We start from the raw sequence: 13,427 nt of genomic DNA, 5'->3' as shown, positions 1-13,427 counted from the left end.
CATGGCCTCTTTAGTCATTATTAAAACCGGGTAAGCCTTCCCTGAAGTGGTCGACCAACACGGTGATTTTGAGCAGCTGTTTATCCGGCGGCTGAACGATGCGTTACCCGAGCAGTTAACGCTAAAGGTGTGGGATGCGCGGCTGACGGCGACGCCTCCCGAGGACATTGCAGGTGCCGTGATTACCGGTTCTCACAGCATGGTGAGCGAGCAGCCCTCCTGGAGCGAGGCGCTAAAACCCTGGCTGCAGCAAGCACTGGCCGATAACCTGCCGCTGCTGGGCGTTTGTTATGGCCATCAGCTAATGGCGGCGGCGTTTGGCGGTATTAGCGACTATCACCCCGCTGGCCGAGAATCGGGCACTCGGACGGTCCGCTTAACGCAGGCAGGCCAGCAAGACCCGCTCTTTAGCCAACTACCCGGGCCCTTTCCTGCTCACCTCACCCACGCTCAGTCGGTGATGCAGCTTCCTCATGGCGCTACTATTCTGGCCCACAACTGCCACGACGCCCCCCAAGCGCTACCCTACGGGCCGCGCCAATGGCGCGCGCAGTTTCACCCTGAGTTTTCACCGCCCGTCATGCGCGCCTACATTGAGCGCCAGCGCGCAGCCCTGCGTGACCAGGGTGACAACCCAGACCAGCTACTCAATGAGATTAGCGAGACGCCAGAAGCGACCAGCCTGCTGCAGCTTTTTATCGACTTTATTTAACGCTTCTTTTGATCTCGCCGCGATGCCAGCCGATCTGCCAAGCGGGTCGGCTCAGGCAGCTTGGTTGGGCCCAGGCAGCGCATTACCCACTCAAGGGAGGTATCCAGCGAAAGCCGATGCCCCGGCGAGACGAATACCGGCTTTACGTTCGCCCGCGAGCGTAGTACGGCACCAATCACCTCTTGCCCGGCCATGAGCGGTACCCAATCGCCCCGCGCTTCACCAACCTCTGCATGCTTACCAGTCAACCGTGACTTGGCGATACCGATGGTAGGTAGATCAAGCCAAAGCCCTAGATGTGCCGCGACCCCTAGCCGCCTGGGGTGGGCGATGCCTTGGCCATCGACCATCACCAGCTGTGGCTGAGTCTTGAGCTTGGCAAACGCACCTAGCGCAGCGGGGATTTCGCGAAAGGAGAGTAGCCCTGGAATATAGGGCATGCGTGTGGGTTCGCGATGCACCACTTGCTCGACCACCGGTAGATGCGGAGCCTCTTCTGGCAACCACTGCAACACCACCACTGCCGCCCGCGTCACCGCCCCGCCCTCTTCAAAGCCAATGTCTACCCCCGCGATATACGTCGCCGGGTTGATGCGGTCACGGCTCTCTAACTGCTGGGCGAGTTGTGACTGCAGCGCAATCGCCTGTTTGGGTGACAGGCTCCATTCGTGTAGCGCAGCGTCCATGCATGCTCCTTGTGACTATCAAAGTGAGGTACGTATAGCGTAGCCAAAAAAAATCCCCCTACGCCAGTTGGCACGAGGCCAGTGGCATAGGGGGATCGACGTGACTCAAGCGTTAGGCGATGTTAAGCGCCCAAGACTGAGTTACGCACGTTCGCGGCGGCGAACCGGCGCGTCACCATCGTCACGGCGGCGGCGCGGTGCACGCTCAGGCGCACGGTCTTCGCTGATTTCCAGCGGGCGACCGGCCACACGGGCACGAGCCATTTTCGCTAGAATCGTGGAAGGCAGACCGCTAGGCAGTTCAACGACCGAGAAAGCGTTGCGAATATCGATACGACCGATACGCGCGCCTTCAATGCCGCCTTCGTTCGCCAGCGCGCCGACCAGTTGACCCGGCTTCACACCGTCTTTATGGCCAACGGAAACACGGTAGCGGGTCATGCCTTCGCTGGGCGCGCTGCAGAGCTCGCGACGAGCACCGCCCGGCTTGCCCGGTGCGCCATCGCGCATGGGCTTCTCTTTACGCGGTGCCTGAAGGCGACCAATCGGCGCTTCGTCGGCGCGGGCCATGGCGGCAAACGCGCAGGCTAGCTCAACGGCATCGTGACCCTCTTCCACCAAACGCTCGACCAGTGCGCGCTGCTCTTCTGCACCTTTTGTCAGCGCGGCAACCACGCGATGATGGAAAACTTCATCACGGTGGGCACGAATAGCGGCTTCGTCAGGCAGTGGCATTTCAGTCATTTTCTGACCGGTTGCCTGTTCCATCCAGCCCACTTTACGGCCTTCACGGAAGCCTGCGAAAGTAATCGCGATGCCGCTACGGCCCGCACGACCGGTACGACCGATACGGTGGGTGTAGGCTTCAGCATCTTGCGGCAGGTCGTAGTAGATGACGTGCGTGATACGCGGAACGTCAAGACCACGGGCTGCAACGTCAGTCGCAATCAGCACGTCCACTTTGCCACGCTTCAAGCGGGTAATGGTACGCTCACGCAGGCTCTGATCCAGGTCACCCGACAGGCCAGCAGCGTTCACGCCACGGGCCGTTAGCTGCTCTACCAGTGTGGTACAGGCAGCCCGGGTACGTACGAAGACGATCGCGGCATCGACCGGCTCGACTTCAAGAATACGTGCCACGGCTTCCAGCTTAGCGCCACCGTCAACGCGAACAATGCGCTGTTCGATGTTTTCCCCCGTGGTAGTGCGCGACTCAATCGCCACCTTCACCGGGTTAACCAAATAACGGTTAACAATGCGCTCAATTTCAGTCGGCAGCGTCGCAGAGAAGAACACACGCTGAGCATCTTTCGGGGTATCGGCAACCACGCGTTTTACGTCGTCGATAAAGCCCATGCGCAGCATTTCGTCGGCTTCGTCCAGCACCAGCGCAGACAGGCCATCTAGCTTCAGGCTGCCACGATCCCAGGTGATCAATCACGCGGCCCGGCGTGCCCACTACCACTTGGGCTCCACGCTTCAGCGCGCCTAACTGCTCACGGTACTCTTGACCACCGCACAGGGTAGCAACTTCTAAGCCCTGCAGGTTTTGACCATATTTACTAAAGGAAACAGCGACCTGCTGAGCAAGTTCGCGGGTATGTGCAAGCACCAGTACTTGAGGCTCGCGGCGCTGCATATCGAGACGCGACAGCAGCGGCAGTGCGAAGGCAGCAGTTTTGCCGGTACCGGTTTGTGCTTGGCCCAGCATATCGCGGCCTTCCAGCAACGCAGGAATCGTCTGCGCCTGAATAGGCGAAGGAATTTCATAGCCCTGTGCTTCAACAGCAGACAGAACGGCAGGCAAAAGAGCCAGATCGCCGAAGCTCGGCGAGGCGACAGAAGTCGAGGTCATTAATCACACCTTGGTAGGCCGGCTGTACCGGCAAAAAACATCGTAAGCGTCTCTGACTCTGTTTCATGCTGCGCGTAACGGTGCGCAACAAAAGAACAAGGGTCCGCATAGCGGATATCGTCATCAGTGGAGTCGGAGACGCCGGTCGCACCTAGCATTCGGTTGGCAACACCGCACTTGCGGGCCAACCGCTGTGGCGACCTTCTGCGCCGATTTCACCCGTTTGGTGAAATGCTGGAGGCGCGCCATCTTCACAGCAATGAACATCTGCAACTGGTGAGATGTTCCCGCAAACGTTTCTGCTTAGCGTGGCTATTGAGGCTCAGCGACAGCGAAGAACGTTTATCGTCATGATGGAGGGGTCAACACATGCGAGGAGGGCGCATCCTAACACTGCCGATAGGTTCTGACCAGCCTTTTTAATTTAACCCATATCAATACCCGAGCTTGCACTTGTGTATAGGTCGTCTAACCTGAGAGGTGCCTGATGACGTTCACAAACTTCAAGGAGTGATGCACATGAACTGGGATCAGATTGAAGGCAGATGGACTGAAATGAAGGGTAAAGCTAGCGCTAGCTGGGGCGAACTGACAGATGATGAGTTGTCGCAAATTGGCGGCAAGAAAGATCAACTAGTTGGGTAAGCTACAGCAGAAATATGGCCTGGAACGCGAAGAGGCGGGAGCGCCGCGCTGATGATTGGGCGAACGGGATCTAAGGTCACCACCCTCTGCTCGCATACGATGCTCGGCAGCTAAAGCGACCCCCCGTCATTCTTAGCGTTAAAACGCTACTTTTATAGCCACATGGAGAGAAGCTATGCGTAAATCAATCCTCACGACTGCAATTACAACGGCACTGCTTGGCGGTATGGCCTTTAATGTTCAGGCGCAAACAGAGCCGCAGGGTATGTACTCTGCCGATGATATCCTTGATGCAGAAGTGTTCTTTGCCAATGGGTCAGGCGAAGAGATTGGCGAAGTCGATGACATTTTGTTTGACGAAGAGATGCGTATTTCAGCCCTCGTAATCGAGAGTGGCGCTGTACTTGGCTTAGGCGGACGCGAAATTGTAGTGAACACTGACCAATTTACGCTTGAGACGCATACTGAAAACGATGGCGACACTGAGCATCGCATCATGTTGGAAGCTACATCTGAAGAAGTGGAGTCATTCCCAACGTATGATCGCGACTGGTGGGAACAAACCAAAGCGAACGCACGCGATGCTTGGCAAACCACTAAAGAAGGTGCACAGAGCGCTTGGCAGTCTACTCGTGAAGCAGTAGATGCCAACGAGTAACACGTTTGTTTGCTGATACACAGCAATATAGAAAAGGGCCACCCAAGCGGGTGGCCCTTTTTCGTACATAGCGTACAGCATTTAGCGGCTTAGCGGCGTCGTATCCCCTGCCCCGGCAAACGCTCCCGGTCGTGCGGGCGCATAAAGTCCAGTAGCGGGCCTGCTGGTACAAATACGCGTGGGATTAATCGTGTCGTGGCTGTAATAGTAGTGTCGCTTGATATGATCCATATTGACGGTCTCCGCCACGCCCGGCCACTGGTAAAGCTCACACACGTAGTTGGAAAGATTCGGGTAATCTTCAATGCGTTTGAAATTACACTTGAAGTGGCCAAAGTAGACCGCGTCAAAGCGAATTAGCGTTGTGAAGAGGCGAATATCCGCTTCGGTGAGCCACTCCCCCGCTAGGTAGCGATGCTCTGCCAGTCGCTTCTCAATACGCTCTAACGCATCAAAGAGTGCGGTCACATGCTTCTCATACACCTGCTGCTCGGTGGCGAACCCGGATTTGTAAACGCCATTATTGATATGGTCGTATACGTCATCATTTACTTCGTCGATGACGCTGCGCAGATCTTCTGGGTAGAAATCCAGGTTATTGCCTGTCAGCTCATCGAAGGCTCGGTTGAAGATACGCAGCAAATCAGCGGATTCGTTATTGATAATCGCGCTGCGCTGTTTATCCCACAATACCGGCACCGTGACCCGCCCAGTGTAGGTCGGGTTGGTCATGGTATAGAGCTGGTGGTGAAACTCAGCGTGATTGATCGGATCGCCGCTGGCGCCTTCGTCTTGATGGTATGTCCAACCGTTGCCCAGCATCAGTGGGCTAACGTGAGAAGTACCTATCAACGGTTCCAGACCTTTCAGTTTGCGCATGATTAGCGCACGGTGCGCCCAGGGGCAGGCGAGCGATACATAAAGGTGGTAGCGATCCGCTTGGGCCGGATAACTGTCGCCTTGCGACTCTTCACTACTGCCCACCCAATCGCGCAGTTGCGCAGACTCACGTACAAACTCACCGCCATGCTTTTTGGTGTCGTACCACTGGTCTACCCACTCACCGTTTACAAGCAGTCCCATCAGGCGTCTCCTACGTTGAACGTTTTATACTGTGATTGACGTTCAGCATACCCCCGACTGATTCAGGCTCAAGCGCATGTTTTACGGCTGTTCATTCGAGGGAATCGAACGTTGCTCGCAGACTTCTTTTACTGCCCGCTTTAACGCTGCCGCCATGGCATGGGCCGCGGGGCCTGCTCGGTCACGCTCACGGAAGATCAATTGAACGGGGACTTCGCGTATACCCCCGGCGCTTAGCGGCAGCGGCTTCAACTGACCGCTGGCCAGCTCATCGGCAATACGCGTTCACGGTATCCAGGCAAACCCTAGCCCGCGCAGCAGCATATCTAATGACGTACTCACATGCCCCACGGTCCAGCGCTGCTCGGCTTTTAACCAGCCAGCGTTGGTAGACTGGCGTAGCGCCGAGTCGCGCACCACTAACTGTCGATGCTGCGCCAAGTCGCGCAAATCCAGCGAGCGCCCCAACTGATGCAGCGCATGGCGTGGAGGCGCGACGGCCACAAAACGCACATTCACTAGCGGCTCCCCCAGAAATCCCTGCGCTTCGATGCCAGAAATCACCAAGTCCGCCCGGCCGTCGTAGAGCATTTCCGTACCGCCATTGAGCACGCTCTCGTGAAGCTGCACTCTGACCTGCGGATAGGTGTCAGAGAAGCGCTCCAACGCTTTTGCCTGAGCAGCCGCAGGAAAAATTTGGTCGATGCCCACCCCCCCTTCAGCCTCTAAACCCGCCGCAAGCCGCGACGCTACATCTTCCAGTGACGCCGCACTCTCGATCAATTGGCGCGCACGGCGAAGCAGCAGCTCGCCTGCTTCTGTTAGGCGCACCTGTCGACCTACCGGCTCAAGCACCTGAATACCCAACTGCTCTTCTAATTTATGGACCGCATGATTAAGCGTGGAGGGACTTTTGTGGATAGCCTCTGCCGCCCGTGCGAATCCACCGTGATCCACCACGGCGGCCAGCATCTGCCACTGCGCTAGTGTTACCCGAGACATTTCGATTTCCTCGACGCCATACAGCGAAACAACCCACTTCATCTTCGAAAAAATACCACTAGAATGCCAGGAAATAGCGTCGAGTACTCGTTCGCTGACAAACACTGCGTAAACGGCAGCGCGCTAAGACAAAAGCTCACTCGCCAAAAATACAAAAAATTACAAAAAAACTGTTCGTTATCTTTAACGCTGCCTCAATTATTTGAGTAATGATCATCGTATAGGCTGCTAACGTGGTGTAGATCCTCTCACTCAGACCCTGTTTGGCTGCTCATTAAAGTCGCAAAAAGAGATAAAAGCCTTTTAAATTAGACGCAAGCTGTATAACAGCTTTCGCAATGCCTAATTTACGTCTATGGTTAAGAGCAAAATAATGAGGGCCGTCGCACACCAGCATGCACGTTCAAAGTTACTTTTGTTAGCAAACGGCGTTCATAAATCCTCACCCAAGTTGAATAATTCCGCTTTTTAGCGGAAGTATGTTTTGTGTATAGATGTACAGTCTATTCACTCCTGCCTCCATGGGGTATGGTTCCCGAGTTTGCTTACTATCATGTTACTTTTATTTCACGAACTCGGCGGCCCATTTACCCATGTTGCGAATCCTTCATTCGCTGCCCCGCACGCATAAATTATTACTGTTACCCGTGGCCACCATGGTCACCGTGCTGGGCGCACAGAAACTTATCACCACGTACCACGATTTAAACCAACCCCAGACTCCGCTGGAAAGCGTGTTAGTTCCGCTTCCCAGTGATTCTGCCCCGGGCGTGCCTTCGCTTCGCCAAGAGCGAGCGCCCGTTGCAGAAGCGATTGACCGTGCCTCGCGCGCGCTCGACGCTACCCGGGAACATATCCCCTTAAGTGAATTAGCTGCCACCGAGATCGTTGATCTCGACGTGATTACCAGCGCAGAAGCCTCTATGGCGAGTGAAGCTGAGCCACGCGATGCCCAATCTCAGGTAGCGCTGCACGAGGGGGCACTGGATGACGGTGCCCTTCATATGGCCATCGTGTTAGGCACGATTACAAGCGGCATGCTCAATGTCGACGACTCCGTCGAAATCGCTGATGCCACTTCTTATGATGCTACTTCTTATGAAGATTATGGCGTAGAACTTTACGACGATGTCTCTTTCCTTGAACTAGAACTCGCGGCAGACGAGCCATTTGTTCCTGAGTGGGAAACACACATCGTTGAATCCGGTGAAACCTTTGCCGTGCTGGCGCAAAATGAGCTGGGCCTGGGTTACAGCGAAGTATTAGCACTACTAGATGACCTACCGGACCCGCGCATGCTGACTCACTGGAGAGCGGGCCACAGCTTCGATTACCAGTTGGATGAAGAGGGCCAGCTGCTAGCTCTGCGCATGATGAAGAACACCCGCGAAGGGGTTCTGCTTGAGCGCGACAGCGACCACTATGCTATTACAGCGATTGAGCGCCAAGGTGAGCCGGTACAGCGCCTTTATGCTGGTAACGTGAGCGGCAGCTTTGCTCGCTCAGCCCAAGCCACGGGTTTGAGCAGCAGCTCCGTCACCGAGCTGACGCGCATCCTGGAGAAGAAGCTGGATTTCCGTCGCGACAGCCGCCGGGGGGATCAGTTTCAGGTCTTGGTTGAGTCCGACATGATCGATGGCGAAACCCTCGACTCCCGCGTACTGGCAGTGAAGTACGATGGTGATCGGATGGACCTAACCGTAGTTCGCAACGCCAACGATGATAACTTTTATACCCCAGAAGGCAGCAGCCTCGACCCTGCATTTGCGCGCCGTCCGTTTGAAGGCAGCTATCGCCTGAGCTCCAACTTTAACCCGCGCCGCCTGCACCCGGTCACCGGTCGCGTTAGCCCGCACAACGGCACCGACTTTGCGATGCCCATTGGCACGCCCATCACAGCGCCAGCCAATGGCCGTGTTGAGCGTGTCGGCAATCACCATGCAGCAGGGCGTTACATTGTTGTACGCCACGATAACGGCTACCGCACTCGCTATCTGCACCTCTCCAAGCCCCTGGTTAGCCAAGGCGAGCGTATAACGATGGGTGAGCGTATTGCATTGTCTGGTAACACTGGGCGCAGCACCGGCCCTCACCTGCACTACGAAGTCATCGTGAATAACACGCCAGTCAACGCGATGACCGTAGAGCTACCGGAAAACACCAGCCTAAGTGGCGATACGCTAATTGCTTTCCAGCGCCAAGCAGAGCCTATGCTAGCCGCGCTTGAAAGTGGTGAGACAGGCAACATTAGCGTCGCTAACAACCAGCGCGCTGATGAGAGTGACGAAAGCGTTCAGTAATCTCTTTTAACAACGCTAACGCAATAAGCCGCCCACACGCAGGGGCGGCTTTTTTATCGTTGGCTTTCAAGCAGCGCTTGCTATGCCGTTCCGGTAGAGAGTGCGGCTAGTAGCGCGGCATCGCGGCGGTAGATATCCTCTCTGCACACCACTTCTCCTTGGCTATTAGGCCAAGCAGTCAAATAGTGCAGTCCCACAGGAATACGCGTGGGCAAGCTAACGTTACGGTCACTGCGGCCACTATTGATCAACGAGCTGAGCTGGTAGCGGCTCCCGCTATCTTGCAGCAACAGTTGCGCGAACTCCGTTACGCCTTCCACACGGACACACCCGGAACTCAGCGCCCGCTGATCCCGCTGAAAAAGCCCTCTAGCCGGGGTATCGTGCAAGTAAATCATATCGTTATTGGGAAAGCGCACCACTACACGCCCAAGTGGGTTACTGCTGCCCGCTACCTGACGAAGCATCACCCCACCAGGGCGCTGCCAATCAATCGTTTGGGCATCCAACGTTTCACCGGCTAGGCTCACGACCTGAATATTCTGTCGCGTTAGATAGTCCACATCCTGGCGAACCCGTGGCAGCACATCTTCACGCATAATCGTAGGCGGAATCGTCCAGCTCGGATTAACCGTTAAATGGCTGATGGAGGAGTGAATAATCGGCGTTTCACGGCTGGGTGTCCCCACTACCACACGGGTATCCCAGTGCTGGCCGTTAGGGCGAACATAGTGCAACCGATAGCCCGCGATATCGACCCATACCCGAGGCTCAGACTGCTGTATCGGCCGAATCCAGCGGGCACGCTCCAGATTAACGCGCAGTTGATCAATACGCGCAGTTACCGGCATATTGAGCGCCAAGCGGGTGCGCTCGCCAACCACGCCATCCTCTTGTAGCTGGTGACGCCGCTGAAAACGTATCACCGCCCGCTCTACCTCACTATCAAAGGCGCGATGGTCGCCGCCGGCAGACTGCGCCCCAATCATAGGGTAAGCGCTGCTATCCGCCGCTAACAGATGCGGCTCCCCCCAGAGTGTCAGGCGCTGGCGTAGCGTTTGAATGTCGTCATCAATATCGCCGGGATGCAGCGACCCCTCACGCCCCGGTAAGTAAGGCACGCTGCCCTGCTCTGCCAAACGGCGGTAAGGCGTCAACGTTTCGCGCAGCTCAGCATACTCAGGAGATGCGGGGCGAGCGAAAGCCAGCGCCTGATGCACATCACCCTCTTCAACCGCCTGCACTACCCGAGGAAGTGCATAACTCCGCTCAGGGCGTGGCAAGTCCCAGTTGGGCTCGACGTCTTTTGGGTTCACTTTACCTAGCGATAAATGATCCAGTGCTAACAGCAGCGAACGGGTAGCGCGCACATCGAAGCTTGCTTTCGCTTGGGCGTCTAGCTGCTGGCTAAGCTGAAAATCATCCAACAGCGAAGCGGCTTGATAATCACTCGGCGTTAAACCGTCATCCACGAGGCTATTCAATGCGCTGACCAGCGCTTCAACACGGTTGATAGCCTGCCAAGCAGGCTGCCCATCCCTCAGTTGGTAAAACGACTCTACCGGCAGCGCTTCTCCGCTTTGCTGAATGCGTTGTGTCAGCGCTTGCTGTAACGCTTCGCTAGCGGGTTCGCTTGCGGTGGCCATCAGTGGGTAGGTCAGCGTCAGACAGAGCGCGGCCCCTATCGCCCATCGTCTTAGTGGCTGATTGTCGTTCATCGCCTCACCTTGCGTTACTATGCAGCGTTGTGGTGTGGCTTCTCTCTTTTTGCTTAACGTCATATCATCTGTTCACGTACCGATACGCGTTTTTTATCATAGCCGTTTACGTTTACTCGTGATGACTCTACGTGTGTACCCTTTTTTCGCCACTTTAGTCAGGATTGCACCCATGCTTTTTCGCTCACGCATCACCACTGTACTGTTTTCTTTACCTTTCGTGTTACTTTCTTACCCGCTTCAAGCGGCGAGTTTTTTCTCCCAGGTGGCAACAGCACCGGCCGCAGGTGTTTCTCCTCTTCACCACCAGTTACTCCAGTTAGCACCAGGGGCCACGCCCGAGGCACTGCGCCTTGCTGCCCAGGCACTAAGCTGTGCAGACCCATCAGCAGAGCGCCTAGCCGTAATTGATTACTCGCTCCCCTCTTCAGAGCCACGCATGTGGGTATTTGACCTTCACCAGCATACCCTGTTGTTTGAAGAGCTGGTGTCACATGGCCAGGGCTCTGGCGATGCGGTGGCTAGTGCTTTCTCGAATACACCTGACAGCCATCAGTCCAGCATTGGCCTGTTCCGCACTATGAATAGCTACTACGGCCGTAATGGCTATTCGCTGCGCCTGGACGGCCTGGAGCCAGAAGTGAACGATCTAGCTTTTGAGCGAGCAATTGTTATGCACGGCGCCGACTATGTTAGCGATGACTTTATTGCGCAAACCGGCCGCCTTGTCCGTAGCCACGGCTGCCCCGCCGTGCGTGAAGACATCACATATCCGCTGATTGATAGTTTGAAAGAGAACCAGTATGTCTTTGCTTACTACCCTGATGAGGAGTGGTTAGCTACTTCTCAGGTGATTAACTGCCCTACCGCACTGTCGTTAGCTCGCCGCTAAAGGGTAGGAACCAACTGCAACAAACACCCAGACAAGCTAGGTGTTTGTTGCTTCGCCCAAGGCTTAGAAGGAGTCCCACTCATCATGCTCGTGTTCGAGCTGACGACTAGGCGACCGAGAGGGCATGTTGCTAGCCGGTCGGGCGCTTGAAGTTTGGCTAGGTAACGCTGTTGAAGCTGCCGAATCACCCAATACAAACGCGGCTAGCAGTGTCGATAAGCGCTCTGCTCCCTCCCGCAGCTGCTGGGCAGCGGTTGCACTTTGCTGCACGATAGTCGCATTCTGCTGAGTCATGCTATCCATTTCCGCGACGGCCTTATTGATCTCGCTAATGCCTGAACTCTGCTCACGGGCACCCGCACTGATTTCGGCAATGACATCGGTAACCCGTGTCACGCTGTCAACGATCTCCTGCATGGTAGCTCCAGCATCGTGCACAAGTTCACTGCCCTCGCGGGTACGCTTAACGGAATTATCGATCAATTGACGGATTTCACCTGCCGCCTCGCTGGAGCGACCCGCTAGCTTCCGTACCTCTTCAGCAACGACGGCAAAACCACGACCATGCTCGCCCGCACGAGCCGCCTCTACTGACGCATTCAGCGCCAATATAATGGTTTGAAAGGCAATGGCATCCATCATGGTAATGATTTCGCCGATCTGAGTAGCTGATTGGTCGATTTCAGCCATGGTGCTTTCCACCCGCTGCATAGCGGAATTGCCCTGACGCGCCACGTCAACAGCACTATTGGACAGTTGAGATGCCTGGTCGGCACCCTCGGTGGTGTTATATACGGTGTAAGTAATTTCCTCTACCGACGAGGAGGTTTGCTGTAAATTAGCGGCTGCCTGCTCGGTACGGCTGGCTAGCTCGTTAGTGCCTTGAGCAATCTCACGCGAGGCTAGCAACACACTTTGCGTGGTTCGATTAAAATCTTGCAACGTCAGCTGGATACGTTCAATAAAGGCATTAAACTGTCGAGCCAAGTTACCCACCTCATCGTCTGTCTCGACGGTCAGGCGCGTCGGTAGATCCGCGTCACCGGAGGCTACCTCACTCATGGCAGCAGCAGCATGGCGTATCGGGCTCAGTGCGCGACGAACCAACAGTGCCATGACAACGCCCACAGTAATAAGCAGTAGTAGAGTCACCAAACCTTTCTGCCATTGGTTCCTGCTTAAACTCTTGCCACGCCTGTACTTCAACGGCCTCCAGACCTTCATCAATGTCGCTTAGGTAGATGCCCGTCCCAATCATCCAATCCCATTCTGGTATTGCAATGGAAAGCGAGTGTTTGGGTTCAATCTCTCCTGTCGCTGGGTTAATCCATAGGTAATCGTAGAAGCTATCGTTTCCGCTGCGCGCACGTTCAATAAGATCATCCACAAAGGCGTTACCTTCCCTGTCGGTGATACCCGACATATTAGTGTCAATGCGTTGGGGCGCTGCAGCCAGTGCTTTTGCCGTGCCATCATAGCTAAAAGCAAAAACGCAGTTCTCGTTTCCCAAAACGGAAATTTTGCAAAATTTGCTGGGCCTCTGCCTGCGCGTCGGCTTCGCTTAGATTTGGATTGTCAACCAAATGCGAAATAGCATTACGTGCTGACTCTACTAAATAGCGTACTGTCGTCTCTCGCTCATCGACCAGCACCTCGCGCTGTTCCGCTAACGTTTCTTCAATCCGCGTCATGGAACTACGCACCTCCAGTAACGATAGTACTAACGCAAGCACCAGCATGGGCAGTAGCGTCAACAGTACCATTTTGCTTTGTAGCGTCAGCTTTAACCGGGATGTATTCGCGACCTTCATCTAGACCTCTTTCACAGCTCATTATGATTATTGGTTAAAAAAACAGCTGCCTAGCGCACCACCTT

General features: G+C 55.3%; 9 protein-coding genes and 4 pseudogenes. 5 read left to right on the top strand and 8 right to left on the bottom strand.

What is annotated here, in order from left to right; translation table 11 throughout:
• The first annotated feature begins 46 nt into the window (after window positions 1–46).
• Window positions 47–712, top strand: coding sequence for a glutamine amidotransferase (locus B4967_RS10605; protein WP_243470517.1), 666 nt, complete (start codon window positions 47–49; stop codon window positions 710–712).
• On the opposite strand, the gene nfi is transcribed toward B4967_RS10605, so the two are convergent.
• Together nfi and B4967_RS10595 are read right to left on the bottom strand one after the other, a co-directional pair.
• Window positions 709–1,398 carry a deoxyribonuclease V gene (nfi, locus tag B4967_RS10600; RefSeq protein WP_083025137.1) on the bottom strand — a complete coding sequence of 230 codons (690 nt, stop codon included), beginning with the start codon at window positions 1,396–1,398 and terminating at the stop codon, window positions 709–711. The two genes, B4967_RS10605 and nfi, sit on opposite strands and share 4 nt — an antisense overlap.
• Window positions 1,399–1,539: 141 nt before the next feature.
• Window positions 1,540–3,253: pseudogene (locus B4967_RS10595) on the bottom strand (DEAD/DEAH box helicase).
• Between the two features lie 519 nt (window positions 3,254–3,772).
• On the opposite strand from B4967_RS10595, the pseudogene B4967_RS10590 reads away from it, so the two are divergent.
• Both B4967_RS10590 and B4967_RS10585 read left to right on the top strand, forming a co-directional pair.
• Window positions 3,773–3,972 (top strand): annotated as a pseudogene (locus B4967_RS10590) (CsbD family protein).
• A gap of 101 nt (window positions 3,973–4,073) precedes the next feature.
• On the top strand, window positions 4,074–4,556 hold the full coding sequence (locus tag B4967_RS10585) for a PRC-barrel domain-containing protein (RefSeq protein ID WP_083025134.1): 483 nt from the start codon (window positions 4,074–4,076) through the stop codon (window positions 4,554–4,556).
• Between the two features lie 89 nt (window positions 4,557–4,645).
• On the opposite strand, the pseudogene B4967_RS10580 reads toward B4967_RS10585, so the two are convergent.
• Together B4967_RS10580 and B4967_RS10575 are read right to left on the bottom strand one after the other, a co-directional pair.
• A pseudogene (locus B4967_RS10580) lies at window positions 4,646–5,639 on the bottom strand (glutathione S-transferase family protein).
• 81 nt (window positions 5,640–5,720) lie between these two features.
• Window positions 5,721–6,641 (bottom strand): annotated as a pseudogene (locus B4967_RS10575) (LysR family transcriptional regulator).
• Between the two features lie 593 nt (window positions 6,642–7,234).
• Between B4967_RS10575 and B4967_RS10570 the strand changes: the two are divergent.
• Window positions 7,235–8,941, top strand: a complete 1,707-nt coding sequence (locus tag B4967_RS10570; RefSeq protein ID WP_083025132.1) for a peptidoglycan DD-metalloendopeptidase family protein — start codon at window positions 7,235–7,237, stop codon at window positions 8,939–8,941.
• Window positions 8,942–9,021: 80 nt separating this feature from the next.
• On the opposite strand, the gene B4967_RS10565 is transcribed toward B4967_RS10570, so the two are convergent.
• Window positions 9,022–10,659 (bottom strand): L,D-transpeptidase family protein, encoded by a 1,638-nt coding sequence (locus B4967_RS10565; RefSeq protein WP_083025131.1) that lies wholly within the window; start codon window positions 10,657–10,659, stop codon window positions 9,022–9,024.
• A 172-nt stretch (window positions 10,660–10,831) separates the two neighbouring features.
• On the opposite strand from B4967_RS10565, the gene B4967_RS10560 reads away from it, so the two are divergent.
• The gene (locus B4967_RS10560; RefSeq protein WP_083025129.1) at window positions 10,832–11,551 is read left to right on the top strand and encodes a murein L,D-transpeptidase catalytic domain family protein; all 720 of its coding nucleotides are present in this window, start codon (window positions 10,832–10,834) and stop codon (window positions 11,549–11,551) included.
• 63 nt (window positions 11,552–11,614) lie between these two features.
• Here B4967_RS10560 and B4967_RS19465 read toward each other — a convergent pair whose 3' ends face one another.
• The 3 genes from B4967_RS19465 to B4967_RS19455 are packed head-to-tail and all read right to left on the bottom strand — an operon-like array spanning window position 11,615 to window position 13,362.
• Window positions 11,615–12,667 (bottom strand): methyl-accepting chemotaxis protein, encoded by a 1,053-nt coding sequence (locus B4967_RS19465; protein ID WP_243470516.1) that lies wholly within the window; start codon window positions 12,665–12,667, stop codon window positions 11,615–11,617.
• Window positions 12,606–13,061: a cache domain-containing protein gene (locus B4967_RS19460; RefSeq protein WP_243470515.1), complete on the bottom strand. Its 456-nt coding sequence runs from the start codon at window positions 13,059–13,061 to the stop codon at window positions 12,606–12,608. Before B4967_RS19460 ends, B4967_RS19465 begins: the two co-directional genes overlap by 62 nt.
• Complete coding sequence (locus tag B4967_RS19455) at window positions 13,030–13,362, bottom strand: hypothetical protein (RefSeq protein WP_243470514.1); 333 nt, start codon at window positions 13,360–13,362, stop codon at window positions 13,030–13,032. Before B4967_RS19455 ends, B4967_RS19460 begins: the two co-directional genes overlap by 32 nt.
• Between the last annotated feature and the right edge of the window lie 65 nt (window positions 13,363–13,427).

The organism is Vreelandella lionensis (assembly GCF_002087295.1).
GTDB classification, from domain to species: Bacteria; Pseudomonadota; Gammaproteobacteria; order Pseudomonadales; family Halomonadaceae; genus Vreelandella; species Vreelandella lionensis.
Note: the sequence above shows the minus strand (reverse complement) of the source record. Positions and strands in the feature narration are given on the sequence as shown.

What these genes read in the sequence shown, in the direction of transcription:
- nfi (WP_083025137.1), bottom strand. Translation starts at nt 1,398, where the DNA reads ATGGACGCTGCGCTACACGAATGGAGCCTGTCACCCAAACAGGCGATT.
- B4967_RS10585 (WP_083025134.1), top strand. Translation starts at nt 4,074, where the DNA reads ATGCGTAAATCAATCCTCACGACTGCAATTACAACGGCACTGCTTGGC.
- B4967_RS10570 (WP_083025132.1), top strand. Translation starts at nt 7,235, where the DNA reads ATGTTGCGAATCCTTCATTCGCTGCCCCGCACGCATAAATTATTACTG.
- B4967_RS10565 (WP_083025131.1), bottom strand. Translation starts at nt 10,659, where the DNA reads ATGAACGACAATCAGCCACTAAGACGATGGGCGATAGGGGCCGCGCTC.
- B4967_RS10560 (WP_083025129.1), top strand. Translation starts at nt 10,832, where the DNA reads ATGCTTTTTCGCTCACGCATCACCACTGTACTGTTTTCTTTACCTTTC.
- B4967_RS19465 (WP_243470516.1), bottom strand. Translation starts at nt 12,667, where the DNA reads ATGGCACTGTTGGTTCGTCGCGCACTGAGCCCGATACGCCATGCTGCT.
- B4967_RS19455 (WP_243470514.1), bottom strand. Translation starts at nt 13,362, where the DNA reads ATGAAGGTCGCGAATACATCCCGGTTAAAGCTGACGCTACAAAGCAAA.